Source organism: Acuticoccus sediminis (assembly GCF_003258595.1).
Taxonomy (GTDB): Bacteria; Pseudomonadota; Alphaproteobacteria; order Rhizobiales; family Amorphaceae; genus Acuticoccus; species Acuticoccus sediminis.
On record NZ_QHHQ01000002.1, the window covers coordinates 880,494 to 899,392 of the forward strand.

Here is an 18,899-nt window from a genome sequence, read left to right on the forward strand (position 1 = left end):
GCCCGGCGCCTCGGCCGCCGACGGGACGCCCTCGACCCGGACGCGTCAGGCGCTCTTGTCGGACGTCACCGGGGAGGCGTTGCGCGGCGGCCCGCCGTCCCCGCCCCTGGAACGCTTGCGCTGCTCCAGGATCATCGGGAGGAACAGCGAGGCCAGCAGGATGACGAGAAGCAGGAAGGTCACCGGCCGCGTCAGCAGGTAGTCGAGGTGGCCGCCGCTGATCTGGTAGGACCGGAGCAGCTCCCCCTCCGCCATGCGGCCCAGCAGCAGGCCGATGACCGCGCCGGGGATGGAGTATTCGTAGCGCCGCAGCGCCCAGCCGAGCATCGCGAAGACGAGGAGCGTCACCGGTCCGGCCATCGTGCCGGTGAGGCCGTAGGCGCCGAAGGCCGACATCGAGAGGACGATCGGCACCAGATACCGCAACGGCACCTTCACGATGGCGCTCAGCACCCGGATCAGGATCAGTCCGACGATCAGCAGAAGCACCGCCTGGGCGAGGTTGGCGAGGATCACCGCGTAGACCACGTCCGAATGCTCGCGCAGGAAGCGTGGACCGCCGGTGATGTTGTGCATGTTGAAGGCGGCGAGGAGGATCGCTGTCCCGGCCCCGCCGGGGAGGCCGAGCGCGAAGAGGCTCACCATGGAGCCGCCCTCGGAGCTCGAATTCGCCGACTCGGACGCGGCCACGCCGCGCGGATCGCCCTTGCCGAAGGTCTCCGGATTTTTCGCCCGGCGGCGCGTCTCGCTGTAGGAGACGAGGTTGGCGACGGACGAGCCGACACCCGGAACGGCGCCGACGAGGGTGCCGATGAGCCCGCCGCGCAGCAGGATCATCGGCGTGCTGAGGCCGAGTTTCACGCCGGCGAAGATGCGGCGAAGGCTGACCTTGCGGGCGTTCACGTCGCCCTCCACGAGATAGGCGCCGCGCCCGACGGTGAAGAGCTCGGAGGCGGCGAACATGCCGATCATCGCGGGAATCACCGGCACGCCGTCGATCAGGTGGTCATTGCCGAGCGTGCCGCGGAGCACGCCGTTCGGGCTCATCCCGATGGTGCCGATGAGGAGGCCGATGGTGCCGGCGAGCAGGCTGCGGCCGAGGTAGCGCCCGCGCAACGTCGCGATGAGGGTGAGGCCCCACAGGATGACGACGAACATCTCCGTCGGCCCGAGCTTCAGGACCACCTTGGAGAGCGGGCCGATGAGGACGAGGAGCGCGGTGTAGCCGAAGAAGGTCCCGACGGTGGAGGCGATCAGCGCGACGCCGAGCGCCTCGTTGTGACGGCCCTGCCGCGCCATCGGGTACCCGTCGAAGGTGGTCGCGACCGCCGACGACGTGCCGGGGATGTTCATGAGGATCGCCGACACGCCGCCGCCGAACTGGCCGCCGGTGAAGATCGCGGTGAGGAACAGCATCGCCGACAGGAAGTCCATCGTCAGCGTGGCGGGCAGGAAGACGGCCATCGCCATGGAGGTCTGCAGGCCCGGCACGCAGCCGAACACCAGCCCGATGACGAGGCCCGGGACGACGAACATCCACGGCGTGAACGAGGATCCGAGGAGGGCGAACGCGTCGGAGAGGCTGCCGAGGTCGATCATCGCGTGGCCTTCACAGGATGAGGAGGGGCATCGGGTAGGGCAGGAGCCATTCGAACATGAGTGTCACGGCACCGGCGAAGGCGACGGGCAGGCCGATCAGCATCAGCGGATTGCGGACGCCGTCGAGCGCGAGCATCGCCGCCATGAAGACGGCCGTCCCGCCGTCGAAGCCCAAGGTCGGCAGCGAGAAGACGTAGAGCCCGAACACCGCCATGGTCACGGCCGGCTTGTAGCGCTCCAGGAAGGGGGCGCCGGGTTCCGGCCCGGCCGCGTCCGGCTCGCTCCCGCGGTGACGGATGATGCCGACCATCACCACCGCGCAGAGGATGAACGAGAGGATCGAGGCCGGAAGGATCAGGATGAGGTTGCGCACCCGGCCGGACGCCTGCCAGGCGTCGTGGAGGTAGAACGCGGTCAGTCCGGCGAAGAACAGGACGAGGAGCGCGTGTCCCCAGTCGGGGCGTTCGGTTCGTTGTTGCTGCATCGGATGGCCTGCCGGTCATGCGGCGGACGTCCCGCCGACGAGGATGGCGGCGTGGCGCTGGCTGGCGCCACGCGGACGGGCGAGGTCCCCGCCGCGGGGCGGGGACGGCGGATCGCGCCGTGGCGAGCAGGGTGTAGCCGTCCGCCGGCCGGGCGAGGACGTAGCTCGCGGCGAGCTGGCCGCCGGCGCCGTCCCGGTTCACGACGGTGACGGGCTGGCCGAGCTCCTCGGGCAGGAACTGCGCCAGCGCGCGCGCCGTGCGGTCGGCGCTGCCGCCGACGCCGAAGCCGACGACGAACGTCACCGGCCGGTCCGGCCAGCTCTCCTGTGCGGATACGGTCTGCGCGCCGACGGTCGCCGCGCACGCGACGAGTCCCGCCGCGAACCAGCGCATGAAATGCGTCATGGGATCGCTCCTCTCCCGGTGTGTTTCCTCGTGGCGCCGACAGGGGCGCCGTCGTTTTTCATTTGCCGCCGACTGCTTCAGCGGATCGTTGACAAGCTGATTGATGACAATCTCGGGCGCGTTGTCACCAATCGGGGAGGTCGCGGCCGACATCGAGCCTGCTGAGGACGACGGGGCCCGCACCCTCGGTGACCGCGTCTACGGCCAGCTCCTCGACGCGATCATGACCGGGGAGATCCCCCTCGGCGCGAAGATCCGCGAGATCGAGCTCGCGCAGCGGTTCGGTGTCAGCCGCGGGCCATTGCGCGAGGCGATCCGGCGGTTGGAGGAGCGCCGCATCGTCGTGCGCACGGCCCATGTCGGCGCCCGCGTCAACGAGCTGACCAGCCAGGCACTTCTCGAGCTTTTCTACGTGCGCGAGGCGATGGAGGGGATGGCCGCGCGCCTCGCGAGCGAGCGGATGAGCGACCGGGAGATCGCCGAGCTGGGTGCGCTGCTGGAGCATCATGCCGAAGTGGTCGAACGCAGCGACATCTACGAGCAGCCGAGCAGCGACCGCGACTTCCACTATCTGATCGCCAAGGGGGCGCGGAACGACCTGATCGAGGGCCTCCTCTGCCGCGACCTCTACCAGCTCCTGCGCATCTACCGCTTCAAGCACTCCGCGCAGCCCGGCCGCGCCCAGCGGGCGCTGCTGGAGCACCAGCGCATCGCCGGCGCCATCGCCGACCGCGATGGCGACCTGTCCGAAATCCTGATGCGCCGCCACATCCGCGCGGCGCGTCTCAACCTCGAGAAACTGATCAACGAAGGCCGGGCGACCGCTGCGCCCGGGACAGAAACGTCAGGGAGACTTACGTGACGCCATCGACCAAGCTGCGCCAGCTGATGACCGAATCCGCGCCCGTCGTCGCGCCGGGAGCCTATGACGGGTTGTCAGCCCGCCTCGTCGAGCGCGCCGGGTTCCCGGCGGTCTACGCCAGCGGCGGGGCGATCTCCCGCTCCACCGGCCTGCCCGACCTCGGCCTCATCTCCATGAACGAGATCGTCGCCCGCCTGCAGCAGATGGTGGACGCCATCTCCGTGCCGCTCATCGCCGACGCCGACACCGGCTACGGCAACGCTCTCAACGTGCAGCACGCCGTGCGGGCGTTCCAGCGCGCGGGTGTCGCCGGCATCCACCTCGAGGACCAGACCTTCCCCAAGCGCTGCGGCCACTACGACGACAAGTCCATCGTCTCGACCCGCGAGATGGCGCAGAAGCTGAAGGCGGTGAAGGACGCGAGCGGCGACGACTTCGTCCTGATCGCGCGGACCGACGCGCTCGCCGTCGAAGGCTACGAGCGCACCATCGAGCGCAGCCACGCCTACATGGAGGCGGGGGCCGACGTGATCTTCGTCGAGGCGCCGACGAGCGTCGAGCAGATCGAGTCCATCGCCAAGGACCTGCCGTACCCGAAGCTGATCAACATGTTCGCTAGCGGAAAGACTCCGCTGATGCCGGCCGAGCGTCTCGGCGAGCTGGGCTACGCGATTGTCATCATCCCCAGCGACACGCAGCGTGCCGCAATCGGCGCGATGATGCGTACACTGGACGCGATCAAGCGCGACGGCGACTCCGGCGCCCTGCAGAACGAGATGGCGAGCTTCCGCGACCGGGAGGTCATCATCGGCACCGACGACTACATGGCGCTCGACAAGCAGTATGCGGCCTGATCCGGCCACGCGCCGCGCACGCTTGCGCGACCGTCTGGCGAGCGGGGAGCTGATCGTCGCGCCCGGCGCGTGCAACGGACTGGGCGCCAGCCTCGTCGAGCGGGCCGGCTTCGAGGCCGTCTACATGACGGGCTCGGGCGTCGCCAACGCGCTGACCGGCAAGGCGGACGTCGGCCTCCTGTCGCTGACCGAGATGGCGATGATGGTGCGCTTCATGACGCACGCCACCCCGCTGCCGGTCATCGCCGACGCCGACAACGGCTACGGCAACGCCATCAACGTGGTGCGCACGGTCGAGGAGTACGAGGCCGCCGGCGTCACCGCGCTCCACATCGAGGACCAGGTGGTGCCGAAGCGTTGCGGCTCCATCGCCGGCAAGGTGGTGGTGCCGGCGGACGAGATGGAGGGGAAGATCCGCGCCGCCTGCGACGCACGCTCGGACCCGAACCTCGTCATCATCGCCCGGACGGACGCCCGGGCCGCCCACGGTCTCGACGAGGCGATCGGGCGCGGCCGACGCTACGCCGCCGCCGGGGCGGACGTCATCTTCCCCGACGCGCTGCTGTCGGAGGCGGAATATGCCCGCTTCGCCGCCGAGGTGCCGGGGCCGAAGCTTCTCAACATGGGTGGCTACGCGCGCAAGCGCACGACGCCGAAGATACCGCTCGAGACGGTCGCGGCGATGGGCTACGCCATCGTCCTCTTCCCGCTCGCCTCGATCCGTGCCGCCGTCGCGGCGGAGCTCGACTTCCTGCACGGCCTGCGCGCCCGAGGCACCCAGCACGAGATCGAGCACCTCGACGTGCTGGACGGCCACCCCGTCGAGAACTGGTACGAGTTCACCGGCATTTCGGAGGTGCGCGCCCTCGAGGACCGCTACCTGCCCGCGGCGGACGTCGCCGCGCGCTACGCCAACACCGCCGGACACCGCCCCGGCGACACCTGAGCAGCCGCCGCGCATGACCGATCTACGGTCCGCCGCGCCCGGCCGCCCCAATAATGACACGAGAGGAAACGCCCCGTGACCATGAGCGTGGACAGCCTCGACACCGCGAGGGTCGTCGAGATCAATGACCGTGAGCTCCACTACTACAGCCTGGAGGCCGCGGAGGCGGCGGGGGCAGGGCCGATCTCGCGCCTGCCGCGCTCGCTGAAGGTCCTCTACGAGAACCTGCTGCGCCATGAGGACGGCGTCACCGTCACGCGCGATCACCTGATGCGCTTCGCGGCCAGTCTCGACCCGGAGGCCCCGCGCGAGGAGATCTGGTTCAGCCCGACGCGGATCCTCATGAACGACAGCGCCGGGATCCCGCTGATGGCCGACATGGCGGCGCTGCGCGGGGCGATGGCGCGGGCGGGCAAGGACCCGGACGCGATCAACCCGCAGATCCAGTCCGACCTCGTCGTCGACCACTCGGTGATGGTCGACCGGTCGGCGAGCGCGGACGCCTTCGATGCCAACCTCGCGCTGGAATACGACCGCAACGAGGAGCGCTACACGTTCCTGCGCTGGGCGCGGGACACCTTCTCCAACTTCCGCGCCGTCCCGCCCGGCACCGGCATCTGCCATCAGGTGAACCTCGAGGCGCTCGCCCGCTGCGTCTGGACCGAGGAGGATGGCAACCGCACGCTCGTCTTCCCCGAGACGCTGCTGGGGACCGACAGCCACACGCCGATGATCAACGGCATCGGCGTGCTCGGCTGGGGCGTCGGCGGCATCGAGGCGGGGGCGGCTATGCTCGGCCAGCCGGTCACGATGATCGTCCCGCCCGTCGTCGGCTGCCGGCTCGACGGTGAATTGCCGCCCGGCGCCAACGCGACCGACCTGGTGCTCGCCATCACCGAGCGGCTGCGCGAGGTCGGCGTCGTCGGCACCTTCGTGGAGTTCCACGGCGGGGGGCTCGCCAGCCTGCCGCTCTCCGACCGGGCGACGCTCGCCAACATGGCGCCGGAGTACGGCGCGACCATGGGCTTCTTCCCGATCGACGGCGAGACGCTGCGCTATCTCGGCGAGACCAATCGCGGCGGCGAGCACCTCGAGCTGGTGGAGCGCTATTGCCGCCTCCAGGGCCTCTGGCACGACCCGGCCGATCCGGCGCCGATCTTCGCGCGCGAGGTCGTCGTCGACCTCTCAGAGGTCGTCCCCGCCATCGCCGGGCCGAAGCGGCCGCAGGACCGTGTCCTGCTGGCCGAGGCCGGGGCGCGCTTCCGCAGCGAGGTGCTGCCCGAGCAGCCGCCGCTCGCCGATGGCGCGGCGACGCTCGACAGCGGGCACGTCCTGCGCCACGGCGACATCGTCATCGCCTCCATCACCAGCTGCACGAACACCTCGAACCCGTCGGTGATGCTGGCGGCCGGTCTGCTGGCGCAGAAGGCGGTGGCGAGAGGGCTGACGTCCAGCGCGTGGACGAAGACGTCGATGGCGCCCGGATCGCGCGTCGTCACCGACTACCTGGAGGCGACGGGCCTGCAGAAGGCGCTCGACGCGCTCGGCTTCCAGTGCGTCGGCTACGGCTGCGCGACGTGCATGGGCAACTCCGGCCCGCTGCCGGACGACATCTCCGCCGCCATCCAGGACAACGACGTGTGCGCCGTCGCCGTCCTCTCCGGCAACCGCAACTTCGAGGGGCGCGTGCACCCGCTGACGAAAGCGAACTACATCGCCTCGCCGCCACTCATCGTCGCCTACGCCATCGCCGGGAACATGGGCGTGGACCTCCTGAACGACCCGCTCGGCACGGGAAACGACGGGCAGCCGGTCTACTTCCGCGACATCTGGCCCTCGGCGGAGGAGGTGGCGGATCTGGCGCGCTCCGCGCTTACCGCCGACCGCTTCCGGTCGCGCTACTCCAACCTCTTCGAGGGCGACGCGCGGTGGAAGGCGATCGAGGCGCCGCGGGGGGCGACGTTCACCTGGCCGGGCGAGAGCCTCTACATCAAGGAGCCGCCGTTCTTCGACGGCGTGACGCCGGACGTCCCGCCGGTGCGTGACATCCTCGGCGCACGGGCGCTCGGCATGTACGGCGATTCGATCACCACCGACCACATCTCGCCGGTCGGGACGATCACCGCGAGCTCGGCGGCGGGCGAGTACCTCATCGCGCAAGGGGTGGCGCCGGCGGACTTCAACTCCTTCGCGGCGCGGCGGATCAACCACGACGTCATGATCCGCGGCGCGTTCGCCAACATCCGCATCGCCAACGAGATGGTGCCGGAGAAGAAGGGCGGCTGGACGCGCCACCAGCCGTCCGGCGAGGTGATGCCGGTGCACGAGGCGGCCCGGCTCTATGCCGGGGAGGGAACGCCGCTGGTGGTGGTCGCGGGCCGCGACTACGGCGTCGGCTCCTCGCGCGACTGGGCGGCGAAGGGCACGCGGCTCCTCGGCGTGCGGGCCATCCTGGCGGAAGGGTTCGAGCGCATCCACCGCTCCAACCTCATCGGCATGGGGGTGCTGCCGCTCCAGTTCGAGGACGGCACGACGCGCGGCACGCTCGGCCTCGACGGCACCGAGCAGTTCGACGTCCTCGGCCTCGCCGGCGAGATCACGCCGCGCATGCCGGTGCCGGTGCGGATCCTGCGCCCGGACGGGCGGCAGGAGGAGATCACGATGATCTGCCGGCTCGATACCGCCATCGAGGTGGACTACTACCGCCACGGCGGCATCCTGCACTACGTGCTGCGCAACACGATGGGGAATGCCTGATGGCGACGCGCCAGTCCGGATACCGTGCCGTCTTCATGCGGGGCGGGACCAGCAAGGCGGTGATCTTCCGCGATCCGGACATCCCGGCCGATCCGGACGAGCGTCACGCGATGTTCCTGCGCCTGATGGGGAGTCCGGACCCCGCCCGGCGACAGCTCGACGGTCTCGGCGGGGGCGTCTCCTCGCTGTCGAAGGTCTGCATCGTCGGCCCCTCCGCGCGTGAGGACGCCGACGTCGACTACACCTTCGCGCAGATCCCGGTGACCGGCACCACCGTCGACTACAGCGCGAACTGCGGGAACATGTCGTCGGCCATCGGCCCGTTCGCGGTGGAGGAGGGGCTGGTCGCCGCCAATGGCGACGAGGCGACGGTGCGCATCTTCAACGCCAACACCAGCAAGATCATCGTGAGCCGCTTCCCGGTCCGGGACGGGCTGCCGGTGGTGGAGGGGGACTTCGTCAATCCGGGCGTCGCCGGGAGCGGCGCACCGATCCGTCTGGATTTCCTGGACCCGGGTGGCGCCACGACCGGCCGCCTCCTTCCGACCGGGAGCCCGGTCGACACCTTCGAGCATCCCGACCTCCCCGGTCCGGTCGAGGCGTCGCTCGTCGATGCGACCAACATGGTGGCCTTCGTGCCCGCCGCGTTCCTCGGCGCGAGCGGGATCGAGACGCCGGACGCCATCGAGGCGGACGCCACGCTGATGCATCGCCTGGAGCTGCTGCGCCGCCTCGCCAGCGTCCGCGCCGGCCTTTCGGCGGACGAGGCGGCGGCCGGCCGGATCGAGGGCAACCCGAAGGTGGCCCTCGTCTCGGCCCCGCGTCCCTACGCTCTGACGTCGGGCGAGAGCGTCGGCGCCGACGGGTTCGACGTCGGGGTGCGGATCATTTCGATGGGGCAGGCGCACCGGGCGATCACCCTCACCGGCGCCCTCTGCACCGCCGTCGCGGCGCGGATCCCCGGGACCGTCGTCGCGTCGGCGGCACGGGTACCGGCGGCGGCCGACACGCCGGTCCGCATCGGCCATTCGTCCGGCATCCTTCCGGCGGTGTCCGACGTCGTCACCACGGACGGGGCCTTGACGGCGCGTAGCGCCGGCGTGTTCCGTACCGCGCGCCGGCTCATGGAGGGCCAGGTCTACGCCTGACCCCGCGACGGCGCCGGACGCGGCGCCGGGCGGCTACAGCCGGGTGACGATCGAGATCGCGTCCTCGGCGCGCTCCAGTCCCTCCGCGAGCTCGAGGCCGAGGCCCGGCCCGTCGGGCACCGTGATCATTCCATTCTCGATCGGTGGAAGCTGGGTCACGAGGCGGTGGTACCAGCCGTAGTAGAAGGCACGGGTGAACTCCTGCTCCACGATGTTCGGTGCCGCGAGGGCAAGGTGGGTCGAGACGGCGAGCGTCACCGGCCCGGAGCAGTCGTGGAAGGCGATGGGCCGGGCAGCGGCCTCGGCGAGGCCGGCGGCCTTGCGGGCGAAGGTGATCCCGCCGCCCCACGTGACGTCGATGATCGGCGTCGCGATGCCGCCGAGCTCGATGAGCTCGCGGATCTGGCCGAGACCGCCCAGCGTCTCACCCCCGGCGAGCGGCGCCGCGGTCGCCTCCATGAGCTCGCGGAGGTCCTGGGTCCGGTCCATCCAGATCGGGTCCTCGACCCAGTCCATCCCGATCGGCTCGAGGGCACGGCAGATCGTCTTCGCCGCGCCAAGGCCCCAGATGCCGTGAAGCTCGGCCTTGAGGCGCATCCTGTCGCCGTGCGCGGCGCGGATCTCCTCGAACGGCTTGAGGCCCCGCTTCAGGTCCGCGACGGAAATGCCGACGCCGTCGGCCGCGCCCTCGGCGAAGTCGAACGGCCAGATCTTCATCGCCCCGATGCCCATGTCGAGGAGCTCCGCGGCGACTTCGGCCGGGCGCTCCATGAAGCCGGTGAGATCCTCGTATCGCGTCCCCGCCGTGTCCCCGGAGGCGCCGAGGCCGAAATTGCCGGGCCGCACGTCGGAGCTTTGCGAGACGTAGTCCGGCCCGGCGCAGGTGTTGTAGAGCCTGACGCGGTCGCGGGTGCGCCCGCCGAGGAGATCGCAGAGCGGCCGCCCCGAGACCTTGCCGGCGATGTCCCACAGCGCGACGTCGGCGGCGGAGAGCGCCCGGATCTCGGTGCTGGTCCCGTAGAAGCCGACGTACGGGCGCATCGCCGCGTGGAGGTGCTCGATGCGCGAGGGGTCCTGGCCGAGGATCGCAGGGGCGATCCGGTCGTGGACGTCGGCCTCGATCGCCGCGGTGCCGAACCAGCTCTCGCCCAGTCCGGTCAATCCCTCGTCGGTGTGGAGACGCACCCAGATGAGGGTCGCGTGGCGCTTCAGACGAAGCGTTTCGACGGCGGTGATCTTCATGCGGCCGCCGCTCGTGCCGCGATTGAAACAGGTCCCATGATCCTCGGTGCCCCCTGGTGCGCCTCTCGCGGCCGGGCCCCTGCGGCCCGGCGGATCCGGACGTCGGTTCCGGACCCTGCGTAACGGCGTCGTTTGCGGCCATCATGGCGGCCGCGGCAGGGCGCGACAAGCGCGGGCGGGGCAGCGCCCGGGGTCGAGCCGGGCGGCCACGCTGCCGGCGGTCCCGGCGGTGTCAGGCGGGACGCGGGCTCGCGCTCACGCCGAAAGGGCCCGGCGCATTTGCGGGTGGGCGGCGACGAGCGCTTCGTAGGCCTCGAGGATGCGGGCCGTGCCGTCGCCGGCGTCACCGTCCTCTTCCAGGGCCTCGAAGATGCGGTGCTTGACCCAGAAGCGCCATTCGACCGGGAGCGCGAACAGGATCCCGCTCAGGGTATCGTAGGCCTTCGGCGTCCACGTCGCTTCGTATGCGGTCCGCTCGGGGCCGAAATCGAAGAAGGCGCCGTTGGCGCTCGCGTCGCGCATTTCGGCACGTCGCACCGCGGTCGCGTCGGCGTCGATGGTGTCGCCTGCGAGGATGACGCCGTAGTCATCGGCGGCCTGTTCGTGCGTGAGGAAACCTCGCTGCACGTCGACGAGGACGCGCTCGGGCTCCCGGTCCAGCGGCGAGCCGCGGCCGCCGCCGCCGGGGGACACGATCCGGAAGACGTCGCCGGGGTCGGCGATGACGAAGTCCGCATTGCCGAGGTCTCGTGCGCGCCCGGTTCCCGGATTGAGCACCGACCCGGACGGGACGCCGGCCTTCCCGCCCAGGATGCCCCAGGGGCGGAAGCGGCTGCGATCGCGGTTGCGGATGGTGATGCGGGTGTTCGGGCTGAAGACCCTGAACTCCAGCTCCGTCCCGAGGCCGCCGCGCCAGCGACCGGCGCCACCCGTCCCGGGAGCCAGGCGATAGCGCAGGATCTCGATCGGCACTTCCGCCTCGTTGATCTCCACCGGCGTGTTCTTGAGGTACGCGCCGTCGGCGCCCGAACCGTCGGTCCCGTCCCGCCACGGCATCCCGCCGGAGCCACCGACGATCGGGTCGATCGCGGCGATGATGCGCCGGCCCGTCCTGTTGTCCGTCGTCATGACGTTGACGATGGACGACGAGCCGGCCGGTGCCGCGGGCATGCGCTCCGGGATCGCCTGCGCGAACGCGCCGAAGATCAGGCTCCTGAGCCGGCCGCATGTGAGGCTGCGCATGCCGACGGCGGCAGGGAAGGTCGGATTGACGACGCTGCCCTCCGGGAGGATGCAGCGGAAGGGCCGGGTCAGCCCCATGTTCAGCATCAGGTTCTGATTGAGCGAGTAGAGGATGTAGTAGACCCCCACGAGCATCAGCGTGTGGCGCGGGTTGCCGCCCGTCGGGACGTTGAGCGAGGAGGTCAGCTGCGGGTCGGACCCGGTGAAGTCGAGCTCGGCTTCGTCCCGGTCGATGGTGAGCTTGAGGGCGAGGCGGCAGGGATGGCCGTCGAGCGAATCCTCGTCGCAGTAGTCCTGGAATCGGTAGACCCCGTCCGGCACCGTGCGCAGCAGTTCGCGGGCCTGGCTCTCGCCGTAGTCCAGCATGTCCTGCATGCCGGTCTTCACCGCCTCGACGCCGAACTTCGCGATGATCTCGCGCACCTTGCGCTCGCCGGTGTTCAGCGCGCCGACGAATGCCTTCAGGTCGCCCCAGTTCTGGTCGGGCTGGCGCACGTTCGTGCGCATGATGCCGAGTATCTCGGTGTTCAGGACGCCGGCCTCGTAGAGCTTGCTCGGCGGAAAGCGGATCCCCTCCTGGTGAACCTCGGTCAGCGTGCGCGAGAGGCTCGCCGGCACGGCGCCGCCCATGTCCGTGTTGTGGATGTGGCCGGCCGCGAAGCAGATCAGTTCGCCGTCGACGATGATCGGCTTCCACATGTGCATGTCCGGCGTGTGCGTCGCCACGAAGCCGGCATAGGGGTCGTTGGTGAAGCAGATGTCGCCGTCCTCGTACGACCCGATCGCGCGGATGCCGGGGCCGTAGTCGAGCCCGGGGTACCAGGTGGCGCCGTAGTCGAGCGGGACGGAGAAGGTTGCCCCGTCCGGGGTCACCAGCATCACCGTGAAGTCCTCCGTTTCCTTCACGAAGGTGGACTGGGCGGTTCGGTAGAGGGTGTACGCCATCGCCTCCGAGGCGGCGCGGAAGTGGTTGGCGAGGATCTGCAGCGTGGCCTTGTCGGTCATCTCGATACGTCCGGTCAGTTGGGCGCGCTGGAGGCGGTGAGAAGGATGTTGCCGAACCGGTCGACCCGGCCGGTGAAGCCCGGCGGCACGCAGGTCGTGGTGTCGGACTGGGTGAGGATCGCCGGTCCGGCGAAGGTGTGGCCTGGCGCCAGTTCGTCGCGCACGTAGAGGCCGGTGGCGACAGCGTCCTCGGTGAAGTGGGCCGGGACGGTGCGGCGGGGGACGGCCTCGGCCGGCGTTTCCGCCGTGCTCTTCAGCGTCGGTTTCGGGCCCGCCGCGGCGACGACGAGGCGCAGGTTGACGATGTGCACCTCCGCGCCGTCGTCGTGGAAGTCGTAGAGCTGGGTGTGCCGGTCGTGGAAGGCGCGGCAGATCGCGTCCACGTCGCCCGTCTCGATCCACACCGCGTCGAGGTCCACCTCGATCTCGAACGACTGGCCGACATAGTTCATGTCCGCCGAGAGGAGGTAGCGCGCCTCGCCCTCGAACTTCTGCTCCTCGCGCAGCCAGGTCTCCGCCCGCTCGCGCAGGACGGCGAAGCCATCGCGGATCGCCCCGGTGTTGCCGTCCTCGACGGCGAGGTAGTGGCTTGCGATGAAGTCGTTCCGGATGTCGGACACCAGGCCGCCGAGCGCGGAGACGACGCCGGGGCGCGTCGGGATGAGGATGCGCGGAATGCCGAGCTCGACCGCGAGCATCGGTGCGAGCATCGGCCCGGCGCCGCCGAAGGCGACGAGGGTGAAGTCGCGCACGTCGATCCCGTGGCGGGCGATCAGCTTGTTGACCTCCAGATACATGCCCGAGATCGCGACCTTGATGATCGCCAGCGCGGTCGCCTCCGCCGTCCAGCCGAGCTGATCGGCGATGGCGCCGACGACGGCGCGGGCGCGGTCCTTGTCGAGCGAGATCGCGCCGTAGGCGAGGTTCTCGTGGCCGATGAGACCGGCGACGGCGAACGCGTCGGTGATGGTCGCGCACGTGCCGCCGCGGCCGTAGCAGGCCGGTCCCGGGTCCGAGCCGGCGCTTTCCGGACCGACCTTGAGGACGCCGAAGCCGTCGACCCAGGCGATCGAGCCACCGCCCTCACCGATGGAGGAGACCGCCACCGCCGGGACGTGAAGCGCGTGCGAGCCGACATGCTCGCCGACGGCGAACTGCGGCTTGCCGCCGATGACGACGGCGACGTCGGCCGAGGTGCCGCCGATGTCGAGGGTGAGCGCGTTGTCGATCCCAGCCTTGCCCGCGACGAAGGCGCCGCCCATCACGCCCGAGGCGGTGCCGGACAGGAGCATCGACACGCAGTCCTGCTTGCCGAGCTCGGCGTTCATGATGCCGCCATTCGACTTCGTCAGCAGCGGCTCGGCCGTCACCGCGTGCGCGCGCAGCGCCGCCTGCAGCCGGGTGATGTAGTGCGAGACGCGTGGATGAACGTAGCCGTTGATGACGGCGGTCGTCGTGCGCTCGTACTCGCGGATGACGGGCCAGATCTCGGTCGAGGTGAAGACGAAGAGGTCGGGCGCGACCTCCCGCACGATGGCGGCCGCCTCGCGTTCGTGCGCGCTGTTCCGGTACGCGTTGATGAAGGCGATCACGATCCCCTCGGCGCCCTTCGCCTTCGCCGCCTCGACCGCCGCGACGACGCTGTCACGCTCGAGCGGCCGCGACACCGTGCCGTCCGAGCGCAGCCGCTCGCGAATGGAGAAGACGTAGTCCTTCGGCACCAGGGGCGCGGCGCGGTAGGACTGCAGGTTGTAGGTCTCGGGCATCCTGAGGCGGGCGAGCTCCAGGACATCCTCGAAGTTCTCCGTCGCGAAGAGCGCAAGGCGTGCGCCGACGCCCTGGATCACGGTGTTGACGCCCACCGTGGTGCCGTGGACGAAGCGGGAGATCGCCGATGGTTCGACACCGTGCCGCTCCTCGGCGAGGCGCAGGCCCTCCATCACCTCGGCTCCGGGGTTGTTCGGCGTCGTCAGGACCTTCAGCGTGAAGAGGTCGTCCGTCGCTTCGTCGAAGAAGCAGAAGTCGATGAACGTGCCTCCAATGTCGACGCCGACACGGTAGCTCATGGGTTACTCCTTGTTGGAACGGCCTGCGGGGCGATCATCCCGCCCGTTGCGCTGCGACGGCAGGCGATCGGGGCGTGAGGGCGCCGAGGATGTCGCGCACGGGCGTGGCCGGACCCGCACTTTCGATCGCCTCGAGCGCCGCCTGCGGATGGGCGATGCCACCGGCCGCCGCGCACGTCAGGAACTTCTCGGTCAGCTCGGCGTCGGTGAGCGGGCGTCGCGGGTGGCCGCGCGGGTCGCCGACGTCTTTTCTCAGCGTGGCGCCTCCGCGCGTGGTCACGATCACCGTGGTGCGCTCGGTGACGTCCGCGACGGGGCGGGACCCGGCGAGGTCCGGGTGGATGTCCATGCCGACGCGCTCGGCGAGCGCGCGCACGTCGGCGCGGGCGATCGCGGCGGGCGCGAAGCTCGCCAGGGTCAGATCGCCGTCGATGAGGGCCGCCGCCGCGCAGTAACCGAGGGAGAAGCGGGCCTGGGACGGATCTTCGGGAATGCGGTAGCGCAGGTTCGCCTGCGCCGCCGGCGAGACGAGGGCGACGATGCTCTCGACGTTGCCCGCCGTCAGGCCCTCCGCCTTCAGGGCCAGCAGCGCGTCGGCCGGCCGGTGGGTGGAGGCGCAGGAGGGGTAGCGCTTGGCCCACACCCCGTGCTCCTCGATGGCCGGCGGGGCGCCGAGCGGGCCCATCGCGGCGCTTCCCGCGGCGCCTTCGGCCATCATGGCGACCATGCCCCACGGCCCGTCGACGATCTCCCCGGCGGCGGTGATCCCGGCCTCGGCGAAGCGCGCGGCGACGAGGCCGTTCTTGGCAGCGAGGCCCGAATGGACGGGCTTCATCATCGCTCCGAACTGCTGCTTGGAGCCGCCGGCCATGCTGGTCGCCGCGCTGAAGGCGGCGTGCGTTCGCTCCACGTCGAGGCCCAGGAGCCGGGCGGCGGCCACGGCGCAGGCGGGGCTGCCGAGCGATAGCGTCGTGTGCCAGCCGCGGTGGTAGTGGGAAAGGTTCATCGCCTCGCCCAGGCGGGCCATGACCTCGAACCCGACGATGTAGGCGTCGAGGACGTCGCCCCACGTCGCGCCGGTCTCCTCGCCGAGCGCGAGCAGCGCCGGCACGAGCGGGGCGGAGGGATGCGCCATCGCCGGATCGAGCACGTCGTCGAAGTCGAGGGCATGGGCCGCCGCTCCGTTGACGAGTGCGGCCCAGGGCGCCGGCCGCGTCGCGGAGCGCCCCAGGATGGCGATCGCGCCGTCTCCCCACGCCGCGGTGGCCGCGAGGAGGCGCGTCGAGACCTCCTCGGCCTGACCGGCGAGCGTCACGCCGAGCGTGTCGACGAAGGCCCGGTGAGCGGTCCGCAGGGCGTCGGCGGACCAGGTCCGCGGAGCGGTCGCGGCCCATTCGGCGATACGGCGTGTGGTCGTCATGGTGTGGCCTGGATGAGGGGTCAGCGGGCGTCGCCCGAGGCGGCGAAGCGGTCGACGGCGTAGGACTCCAGCGGCACCGGCGAGGTGCCGGACGCCGCCAGCTCGGCGACGACGGAGCCGACGCCGGGTGCGAGCTGGAAACCGTGCCCGGTGAAGCCGAAGGCATGGATCAGGCCGGGCACGTTCGGGGAGAAGCCGATCGCCGGCTGCTTGTCGTCCATGTAGCCCTCGACACCGCTCCACGTGCGGATCACCTGGACGCCGGCGAGCGAGGGCACCAGCCGCCGCATGTGTCCCAGCTGCACGAGGAGGTGCTCCGGACGCGGTCTCGGGAACGGGTTGTCGAGGTCGACGTCGACGCGGGCACCGCCGCCAAAGACGACGCTGCCGCGCTCGACCTGACGCATGTAGAAGGACGAGTCGCCCGTGCCGAGGACGGGGCGGATCGCGTACCGGAGCGGCTCGGTGACGGCCATCATCGGCCCCCGCGGCGTCATCGGCACCGTGTCGCCGAAGGATTGGGCGAGGCGTCCGGCCCATGCGCCGGCGGCGTTGACGACGGTGCCGGCACGCAGCGACCCGTCGCGCGTCTCGAGCGCGAAACCGTCGGCGGTGCGGGTGATGTCCAGCACTTCGGTGTTCTCGCGCACGTCCGCACCGGCGCGGCGTGCGGCGCGCCCGAACGCCGGCGCGACGAGGCGCGGGTTGGCGTTGCCGTCCTGCGGCGAGAACGAGCCGCCGACCACTCCCTTGCCGAGGAAGGGAAAGCGCGTGTGGACGGCGTTGGCGCCCATCAGCTCGAGGTCGAGCCCCGCCGCTCCGGCCCTGGGGGCGTAGTCTTCGAGCGCGGCCATCTGTTCGTCGTCGAAGGCAAGCTTGAGGTGCCCGGTGACGAGGAACTCGCACGGGTCGTCGAGGTGCTTGTCGAGTTCGCCCCAGATGGCGCGCGCGTGGTGGGCGAGGGGAAGCTGGTTGATGGTCCGGCCCTGCCGGCGCACGTTGCCGAAGTTGACCCCGCTCGCCTGCGCCCCGACCCGGCCGCGCTCGAGGAGGACGACGTCGAGCCGGTGCCGCGAGGCGAGGAAGTAGGCCGCGGAGGCGCCGACGAGGCCGCCGCCGACGACCGCCACGTCGAACCGTCGGTTCATTCGGCGGCCTCCGTCACGACGAGCGGCTTGACGGGTGCCTGCCCGCGCAGCCGCCCGACGTCCGGAAGCGGCACCGCGAGGGCCGCGGCCGCGACACCTGCCGCCGAGAGGCCGCACATCCTGCCCTGGCAGCGCCCCATGCCGACGCGGCAGAAGGCCTTGGCCCGGTTCACCTCGCTCGCGCCGCGTCCGGCGAGGGCGGCACGGTAAGTCCCGAACGTCACCTCCTCGCAGCGGCACAGGACGGTGTCGTCGGGGACGCCCGCGAGGAGGTGGTCGGGGACCGGGAAGGTCGCGCGCACGCCTGCGGCGAAGCGGCTGCCGCGGGCGATCACCCTGTCGATGCGGGCGACCGCCGCCGGGTCGACCTGGTGGCCGAGGTCCTCGAGGCACGCGAGCGCGGCCCGCGCCCCGGTGGCCTCGGCGACGTCCGCGCCGCGGACGCGGGCGCCGTCGCCGGCGAGGTAGACGTCCGCTGCGGCACGGCCGGCCGCGTCCACCTCCGGCAGCCACTGGCGCGACGGCGGGTCGAAGGCGAAGGGGATCCGGAAGAGGTCGGCAAGCTGCGTTTCGGACTGGACGTGGTAGCCGAGCCCGACGCCGTCGCAGGCGGTTCGGATCTCGCGCCCGGCGCGGTCCTTCACGACGAGGGCCTCGACACGGCCGGCGCCTTCGATCCGCACCGGCGTCACGCCGGAGTGAACCGGAACACCGTGCGCGATCAGCCGCGCGTAATAGGACAGGCCCTTCAGCAGCGCGGCCGGGAGCGCCGCCATCCGCCACATGTTTCGCGCCTTGTGGCCGAAGGGCGTCGTGTCGAACACGCCGGCGACGCGGCCGCCGGCCTTCAAGGTCTGGAACGCGACGAGGTAGAGGAGGGGGCCGGTGCCGACGAAGACCGCATGCTCGCCGATCAGGCAGGCCTGGTACTTCAGGGCTATCTGCGCGCCGCCCAGAGTGAACACGCCGGGCATGGTCCACCCCTCCACCGGGATGGTGCGGTCCGTAGCGCCGGTGGCGAGGATCACCTTGGCATAGGGGACCGCGACGATGCGCCCGTTGCTGCGGGTCACCATGAGGTTCCGACCGTCGACGCCCCAGACGCTGGAGTTCGGCCAGTGCTCGACCTGCCCGCTGACGGCCTCGAACGCCCGGTGCACGCGCACCGCGCGCCCCGCCTCGAGGCCGTACAGGCGCTCCGGTGGCCGGCGATGGCTCGCCGGCGGCTGCCGGTAGATCTGTCCGCCCGCCGCCGGCGCCTCGTCGATCACGAGCGGCTCGAGGGCCGCCTCGGCGAGCACCTCGGCGGCGCGCACTCCGGCGGGGCCGGCGCCGACGATTACGATGCGCGGTCGAGCCATGCGCCGAAGGGTGAGTTCGTGTTGATGACCATTCCTTCGGTAACCGGCGTGGAACAGGCGCGCACGCGGCGGCCCCCGTCGGTCCAGATCCAGCAGTCCTGGCAGGCACCCATGAGGCAGAATCCCGCCCTCGGCTCGCCCCGGAGCTCCGTCTCGCGCAGCCGCGTCCGGTGGGTGAGGACCGCCGTCAGCACGGTGTCGCCGTCGAGCGCGGTGCACGCCTCGCCATCGAGGATGAAGGTGACGCGCGCCCGCTCGCGTTCACCGATCCGGAAGAGGAGCCCGCTGCTCATGGGATGGCGCCCGGTTCGCAATTGATACGTCCGGCAGTGAAGCAGCCGTCGACTTCCATCTCAAAT

The 18,899-nt window shown here is 71.0% G+C and carries 14 protein-coding genes and 1 pseudogene; 5 read left to right on the forward strand and 10 right to left on the reverse strand.

The features are described 5' to 3' along the window. Positions 1 to 45: 45 nt before the first annotated feature. From DLJ53_RS11980 to DLJ53_RS36670, 3 genes and pseudogenes are all read right to left on the reverse strand, one after another. Entirely contained in the window at positions 46 to 1,599 is a 1,554-nt protein-coding gene (locus DLJ53_RS11980) for a tripartite tricarboxylate transporter permease (protein WP_111345403.1), read from the reverse strand. A 10-nt stretch (positions 1,600 to 1,609) separates the two neighbouring features. Then, positions 1,610 to 2,083 carry a tripartite tricarboxylate transporter TctB family protein gene (locus tag DLJ53_RS11985; protein WP_111345405.1) on the reverse strand — a complete coding sequence of 158 codons (474 nt, stop codon included), beginning with the start codon at positions 2,081 to 2,083 and terminating at the stop codon, positions 1,610 to 1,612. A 106-nt stretch (positions 2,084 to 2,189) separates the two neighbouring features. Continuing rightward, positions 2,190 to 2,642: pseudogene (locus tag DLJ53_RS36670) on the reverse strand (Bug family tripartite tricarboxylate transporter substrate binding protein); the annotation flags it as partial. On the opposite strand from DLJ53_RS36670, the gene DLJ53_RS11995 reads away from it, so the two are divergent. The 5 genes from DLJ53_RS11995 to DLJ53_RS12015 all read left to right on the forward strand — a co-directional run bounded on the left by DLJ53_RS11995 (position 2,593) and on the right by DLJ53_RS12015 (position 9,056). After that, positions 2,593 to 3,351, forward strand: coding sequence for a GntR family transcriptional regulator (locus DLJ53_RS11995; RefSeq protein ID WP_111345407.1), 759 nt, complete (start codon positions 2,593 to 2,595; stop codon positions 3,349 to 3,351). The pseudogene DLJ53_RS36670 and the gene DLJ53_RS11995 overlap by 50 nt on opposite strands. Next, complete coding sequence (locus DLJ53_RS12000; RefSeq protein WP_111345409.1) at positions 3,348 to 4,205, forward strand: isocitrate lyase/PEP mutase family protein; 858 nt, start codon at positions 3,348 to 3,350, stop codon at positions 4,203 to 4,205. The genes DLJ53_RS11995 and DLJ53_RS12000 overlap by 4 nt, the downstream gene beginning before the upstream one ends. Beyond that, entirely contained in the window at positions 4,195 to 5,151 is a 957-nt protein-coding gene (locus DLJ53_RS12005; RefSeq protein ID WP_111345411.1) for an isocitrate lyase/PEP mutase family protein, read from the forward strand. Before DLJ53_RS12000 ends, DLJ53_RS12005 begins: the two co-directional genes overlap by 11 nt. 81 nt (positions 5,152 to 5,232) lie before the next feature. Beyond that, positions 5,233 to 7,908 carry an aconitate hydratase AcnA gene (gene acnA / locus DLJ53_RS12010; RefSeq protein ID WP_111346283.1) on the forward strand — a complete coding sequence of 892 codons (2,676 nt, stop codon included), beginning with the start codon at positions 5,233 to 5,235 and terminating at the stop codon, positions 7,906 to 7,908. Next, a complete protein-coding gene (locus tag DLJ53_RS12015; protein WP_111345412.1) occupies positions 7,908 to 9,056 on the forward strand; it encodes a 2-methylaconitate cis-trans isomerase PrpF family protein in 1,149 nt (382 codons plus the stop codon). Before acnA ends, DLJ53_RS12015 begins: the two co-directional genes overlap by 1 nt. A 33-nt stretch (positions 9,057 to 9,089) precedes the next feature. Here DLJ53_RS12015 and DLJ53_RS12020 read toward each other — a convergent pair whose 3' ends face one another. The 7 genes from DLJ53_RS12020 to DLJ53_RS12050 all read right to left on the reverse strand — a co-directional run bounded on the left by DLJ53_RS12020 (position 9,090) and on the right by DLJ53_RS12050 (position 18,833). Next, positions 9,090 to 10,298 carry a mandelate racemase/muconate lactonizing enzyme family protein gene (locus tag DLJ53_RS12020; RefSeq protein WP_111345414.1) on the reverse strand — a complete coding sequence of 403 codons (1,209 nt, stop codon included), beginning with the start codon at positions 10,296 to 10,298 and terminating at the stop codon, positions 9,090 to 9,092. Between the two features lie 255 nt (positions 10,299 to 10,553). Next, on the reverse strand, positions 10,554 to 12,545 hold the full coding sequence (locus DLJ53_RS12025; RefSeq protein ID WP_111345415.1) for a hydantoinase B/oxoprolinase family protein: 1,992 nt from the start codon (positions 12,543 to 12,545) through the stop codon (positions 10,554 to 10,556). A gap of 14 nt (positions 12,546 to 12,559) precedes the next feature. Continuing rightward, entirely contained in the window at positions 12,560 to 14,611 is a 2,052-nt protein-coding gene (locus DLJ53_RS12030; protein ID WP_111345417.1) for a hydantoinase/oxoprolinase family protein, read from the reverse strand. Between the two features lie 34 nt (positions 14,612 to 14,645). Further along, complete coding sequence (locus DLJ53_RS12035; RefSeq protein WP_111345418.1) at positions 14,646 to 16,031, reverse strand: MmgE/PrpD family protein; 1,386 nt, start codon at positions 16,029 to 16,031, stop codon at positions 14,646 to 14,648. A gap of 20 nt (positions 16,032 to 16,051) precedes the next feature. Next, positions 16,052 to 17,179, reverse strand: coding sequence for an NAD(P)/FAD-dependent oxidoreductase (locus DLJ53_RS12040; protein ID WP_111345420.1), 1,128 nt, complete (start codon positions 17,177 to 17,179; stop codon positions 16,052 to 16,054). After that, entirely contained in the window at positions 17,176 to 18,540 is a 1,365-nt protein-coding gene (locus DLJ53_RS12045; protein WP_111345421.1) for an FAD/NAD(P)-dependent oxidoreductase, read from the reverse strand. The genes DLJ53_RS12040 and DLJ53_RS12045 overlap by 4 nt, the downstream gene beginning before the upstream one ends. Further along, positions 18,519 to 18,833, reverse strand: a complete 315-nt coding sequence (locus tag DLJ53_RS12050; protein ID WP_111345423.1) for a (2Fe-2S)-binding protein — start codon at positions 18,831 to 18,833, stop codon at positions 18,519 to 18,521. The genes DLJ53_RS12045 and DLJ53_RS12050 overlap by 22 nt, the downstream gene beginning before the upstream one ends. Positions 18,834 to 18,899: the final 66 nt, after the last annotated feature.

Excerpts from the sequence above, each read along its gene's own strand:
- DLJ53_RS12030 (WP_111345417.1), bottom strand. The coding sequence starts at position 14,611 with ATGAGCTACCGTGTCGGCGTCGACATTGGAGGCACGTTCATCGACTTC.
- DLJ53_RS12045 (WP_111345421.1), bottom strand. The coding sequence starts at position 18,540 with ATGGCTCGACCGCGCATCGTAATCGTCGGCGCCGGCCCCGCCGGAGTG.
- DLJ53_RS12025 (WP_111345415.1), bottom strand. The coding sequence starts at position 12,545 with ATGACCGACAAGGCCACGCTGCAGATCCTCGCCAACCACTTCCGCGCC.
- DLJ53_RS12020 (WP_111345414.1), bottom strand. The coding sequence starts at position 10,298 with ATGAAGATCACCGCCGTCGAAACGCTTCGTCTGAAGCGCCACGCGACC.
- DLJ53_RS12035 (WP_111345418.1), bottom strand. The coding sequence starts at position 16,031 with ATGACGACCACACGCCGTATCGCCGAATGGGCCGCGACCGCTCCGCGG.
- DLJ53_RS12050 (WP_111345423.1), bottom strand. The coding sequence starts at position 18,833 with ATGAGCAGCGGGCTCCTCTTCCGGATCGGTGAACGCGAGCGGGCGCGC.
- DLJ53_RS11980 (WP_111345403.1), bottom strand. The coding sequence starts at position 1,599 with ATGATCGACCTCGGCAGCCTCTCCGACGCGTTCGCCCTCCTCGGATCC.
- DLJ53_RS11995 (WP_111345407.1), top strand. The coding sequence starts at position 2,593 with ATGACAATCTCGGGCGCGTTGTCACCAATCGGGGAGGTCGCGGCCGAC.
- DLJ53_RS12040 (WP_111345420.1), bottom strand. The coding sequence starts at position 17,179 with ATGAACCGACGGTTCGACGTGGCGGTCGTCGGCGGCGGCCTCGTCGGC.
- DLJ53_RS12005 (WP_111345411.1), top strand. The coding sequence starts at position 4,195 with ATGCGGCCTGATCCGGCCACGCGCCGCGCACGCTTGCGCGACCGTCTG.
- DLJ53_RS11985 (WP_111345405.1), bottom strand. The coding sequence starts at position 2,083 with ATGCAGCAACAACGAACCGAACGCCCCGACTGGGGACACGCGCTCCTC.
- acnA (WP_111346283.1), top strand. The coding sequence starts at position 5,233 with ATGAGCGTGGACAGCCTCGACACCGCGAGGGTCGTCGAGATCAATGAC.
- DLJ53_RS12015 (WP_111345412.1), top strand. The coding sequence starts at position 7,908 with ATGGCGACGCGCCAGTCCGGATACCGTGCCGTCTTCATGCGGGGCGGG.